Genomic DNA, 3,652 nt, shown 5'->3' with positions numbered 1-3,652 from the left:
GGGCGACGAAGAGCGTCTCGACGACGGCCAGTTCGGCGTCGGTACAAAGCCGCCGGCACTCGTCGTGGGCCACGAGGCCCACCGAGAGGACGACCAGGTCGTGCTCGGCCTCCCGCACCGTGCCGTTGTTGTCGATGTCCTCGTAGCGTACCAGCAGGCTGCCGCCTTCCTTTTCCGTGATCCTGGCGATCTTGCCCTTGACGAAGCGCACCCCCATGGCCCTGGTCTGCTCATAGAATTCGTCGTAGCCCTTGCCGAAGGCGCGGATGTCGATGTTGTAGATGGTGACGTCGGCCACCGGCAGCGCCCCGAGCAGGAGCTGCGCCTGCTTGAGCGAGTACATGCAGCAGACGCGCGAACAGATGGGGTTGTCCTTGCTGCGGTCGCGCGAGCCGGTGCAGAAGACGTAGGCGATGTTCGCTGGCGTCTTGCCGTCGCCGGGGCGCAGCACGTAGTTGTAGGGGCGGGTCGGGGCGACCAGGCGGTCCATCTGCATGGCGGTGATCACGTTGGCATACTTGCCGAAGCCGTAGTTTTCCATGAGCTCGGCCGGGAAGAGGCGGAAGCCGGTGGCCACGACGACGGAGCGGACAGCGTATTCGTCCACCTTTTCGCGCTGGTCGAAGTCGATGGCGTCGGCCGGGCAGACGATGCGGCACTGCTGGCACTCGCTGCAGATGCCGCAGTTGAGGCAGTTGGCGGCGCTGGCCGCGGCTTCATCTTCACTGAAGGGTAATTCCACTTCAGCGAAGTCCTGGATGCGTTCTTGTGGGTGGCGTTCGCCCTTTTCAACCGAGCGGCCGGGGTATTCAACCTGCCGGGCCAGAACTTCCTGCTTGTTGACGACCGGGAGCTTGGGGGCGAACTCGACACCTTCCAAGGGCTCATCGCGCAACCAGCGGTCCATGAAAAAGGCGGCCTGCTTGCCCAAGCCGATGGCCTGCACGATCATCGCCGGCCCGGTCACGGCGTCGCCGGCGGCGAAGAGCCAGGGCTGGTCCGTCTGCAGAGTGCGCGCATCAGCCCACAGGGTCCCATCGCGATTGAGACGAAGCTCCTTGCGCAGTTCCGCCGCCTCGGCGCTCAAACCGACTGCGACGATGGCCAGGTCGAACTCGGCCGTGGATTCGGACCCGGGGATAGGGATGGTGCGGCGCCGGCCGTCAACGTCGGCCTCGACCGGCTTCATGCGCACGCTGCGCACGCGCCGCAGGCGCCCTTCCTTGCCGTCGAAAGCGACGGGATTGCTGAGCAGGGAGAGCTCAATCCCTTCAGCCTCAGCGGCGGTAAGTTCTTCGAGCGAAGCCGGCATCTCGGCGCGGGTGCGGCGGTACTGTATGACGACCTTGGCCGCACCCAGGCGCAGCGCTGTGCGGGCGGCGTCAACTGCCACATTGCCGCCACCGACGACCACGACCCGCTGGCCGCGCAAATCGAGCTTCTGTCCGCAGAGGACCTCGGCCAGGAATTCGATGCCGCTGAGCACGCTGGGTAGGTCTTCGCCCGGGACCATGAGCTTCTTCGGCTTTGGCGTGCCTATGGCCACCAGCACGGCGGCGAATCCCTCCTGTCGCAGAGCAGCCAGAGAGTCGATGCGCGCGCCGGTGCGGATCTCGACACCGAGCGCGGTGACGTTGCGGATGTCGCGGTCGACCACGTCCTTGGGCGGGCGGTATTCAGGCAGGCTGGAGCGCAGCATGCCGCCCGGCTCGGGGCCGGCGTCGAAGATGGTGACCGGGTATCCCTTGCGGGCCAGAAAATAAGCCGCACTCAATCCGGCCGGACCGGAGCCGATGACGGCCACCTTTTTTTCCATTCGTTTTTCAGCCGGACCGTACTCGGGTTCGGCGTGGCGGGTATAGTACCAGTCGGCGACGAAACGCTTGAGAAGGCGGATGTGCGGGGCGTCGCCGATTTCCTCGCGGGTGCATTCCTTTTGGCAGGGGGCATAGCAGGCGCGGCCCAGGGTGCCGACCAGCGGGGCGTCTTCCAACACCAGGTTGAACGCCTTTTCGAACTCGCCCTGGCGGATCAGGGAGATGTAGCCGTTGGCCTTGATGCCGGCCGGGCAGGCATAGGTGCAGGGCGAGGTGCCGGCGCGGTCGAGTACCGCCTTTTTAGGCACGGCCTGGGGGAAGGCGATGTGGGCGACCCGGCGCGAGACCAGCCCCTCGTTGTATTCGTCGGGGACGGTGACCGTGCACGCCTTTTCGCAATCCTGGCAGCCGGTGCATTTGGCAAAGTCGACAAAGGCCGGCTTCCTGACCACTTTGACCTTGAAGCCTCCGTTGCCATCGCGGCGGATCTCCTTCACCTCGCTGAAGACGCGCAGGTCGATGTTGGCATGGCTGGCCGAGAGCGCCATCTTGGGAGTGGAGATGCAGCTGGCGCAGTCCAGGGTGGGGAAGACCTTGCTGAGCAAAATCATCTTGCCGCCGATGCTTGGCTCCTTCTCGACCAGCAGCACCTTGTAGCCCATGTCGCCCAGGCTTACCGCCGCTTCCATGCCGGCGATGCCGGCGCCGACGACCATGACGTCGTAGTCCATGTCAATTTCCTTTGGCCGTCGGCCCCAGCTTGCGCAGCGCTTCGCTGAACGTGACCATGTGCTTCTGGAACGACTCGGCGCAGACCGAACAGATCGCCGCCATCTTGACCCGCGCCGGTTCCAGGGCCTTCTCCCTGAGCAACCCCTGCGCAACGGCGACGGTGGCGGCGGTGCGCTTGGTGCAGTCGGGGATGTAGGAGCAGTCGCTGCCGTCGGCGGCGATGAAGACGCCGTCGAAGCCATGTTCCAGGGCGTGGAATATCCAGCGCGGCTTGATGGCGCTCGAGCAGGGGAGGGTCACCACGAAGACCTGCGCCGGGTAGTGCATCTTGTTGCGGCCGGCCAGGTCGATGCCCGGGTCGGAGACATTGTCGGTGGAAAACACGAGGATCCTGGGCTTGAATTCACTCATTGAACGTCTTCTCCATGGTTTGGATCAAGGCCGACAATTTCGGGTCAACGATCCGGTACAGGACGAAGTTGCCCTCCCGCCGCGCCTGCACCAGCCCCTCGCGGCGCATGCGCGTCAGGTGCTGCGAGATGAGCGACTGCGAGGCGCCGCTCTGGCGCAGAAGTTCGCTCACCGATGTTTCGCCCTTGGCCAGGCAGCAGAGGAGGAACAGGCGCTGGGGGTGGGCCAGGTTTTTCAGGATGGCCGCCACCCGAGCGCAGCGTTTCTTGGCTTCGATCGTGTTCGGCATGGTGAAACCAGAAGGGCAGGGCCCCATTCTGGGACATACTTTCACTATGATTTCAACAGGTCTTTAAATTGTTGAAATCATCTAGTGAAAGTATACCATCACTCGATGTTTTCAACGGCAATCCAAGTTGGCTGAAAACATAGTGATGGTAGACAAACCTATCCACCAAAGTCGGTGGATGGTTTGAGCTGCACGCCCTGCCCCTACGCTATTTGGACTTTTTTACGAAGAGGCGCCAGAAACCGGCGTCCTCGACCACGCCCAGGAACTCGTACTGCATCTTCTTCGACCAAAGGGGGATGTCATTGTTCGTCCCCTCGTCCGAAGAAAGCACTTCCATGACAGCGCCGACGGCGATGGCGGTGATGGCCTTCTTGGCTTCCAGCAGCGGCCCCGGGCAGGC

3 protein-coding genes and 2 pseudogenes are annotated in these 3,652 nt (G+C 63.6%); all 5 read right to left on the bottom strand.

All coding sequences use genetic code 11. The features are described 5' to 3' along the window. Nucleotides 1-994: 994 nt before the first annotated feature. Nucleotides 995-1,804: pseudogene (locus NTW95_07025) on the bottom strand (FAD-dependent oxidoreductase). A gap of 111 nt (nucleotides 1,805-1,915) precedes the next feature. Beyond that, nucleotides 1,916-2,506: pseudogene (locus tag NTW95_07020) on the bottom strand (glutamate synthase). 43 nt (nucleotides 2,507-2,549) lie between these two features. Further along, nucleotides 2,550-2,960, bottom strand: a complete 411-nt coding sequence (locus NTW95_07015) for a hydrogenase iron-sulfur subunit (GenBank protein ID MCX6557165.1) — start codon at nucleotides 2,958-2,960, stop codon at nucleotides 2,550-2,552. After that, a complete protein-coding gene (locus NTW95_07010; protein ID MCX6557164.1) occupies nucleotides 2,953-3,249 on the bottom strand; it encodes a metalloregulator ArsR/SmtB family transcription factor in 297 nt (98 codons plus the stop codon). The genes NTW95_07015 and NTW95_07010 overlap by 8 nt, the downstream gene beginning before the upstream one ends. 208 nt (nucleotides 3,250-3,457) lie before the next feature. Further along, the coding region (locus NTW95_07005) for a sulfurtransferase TusA family protein (GenBank protein ID MCX6557163.1) at nucleotides 3,458-3,652 on the bottom strand (195 nt) is incomplete at its 5' end.

The sequence above is a fragment of the Candidatus Aminicenantes bacterium genome (assembly GCA_026393795.1).
Lineage (GTDB): Bacteria > Acidobacteriota > Aminicenantia > UBA2199 > UBA2199 > UBA2199.
Note: the sequence above shows the minus strand (reverse complement) of the source record. Positions and strands in the feature narration are given on the sequence as shown.

What these genes read in the sequence shown, in the direction of transcription:
- NTW95_07015 (MCX6557165.1), bottom strand. Translation starts at nt 2,960, where the DNA reads ATGAGTGAATTCAAGCCCAGGATCCTCGTGTTTTCCACCGACAATGTC.
- NTW95_07010 (MCX6557164.1), bottom strand. Translation starts at nt 3,249, where the DNA reads ATGCCGAACACGATCGAAGCCAAGAAACGCTGCGCTCGGGTGGCGGCC.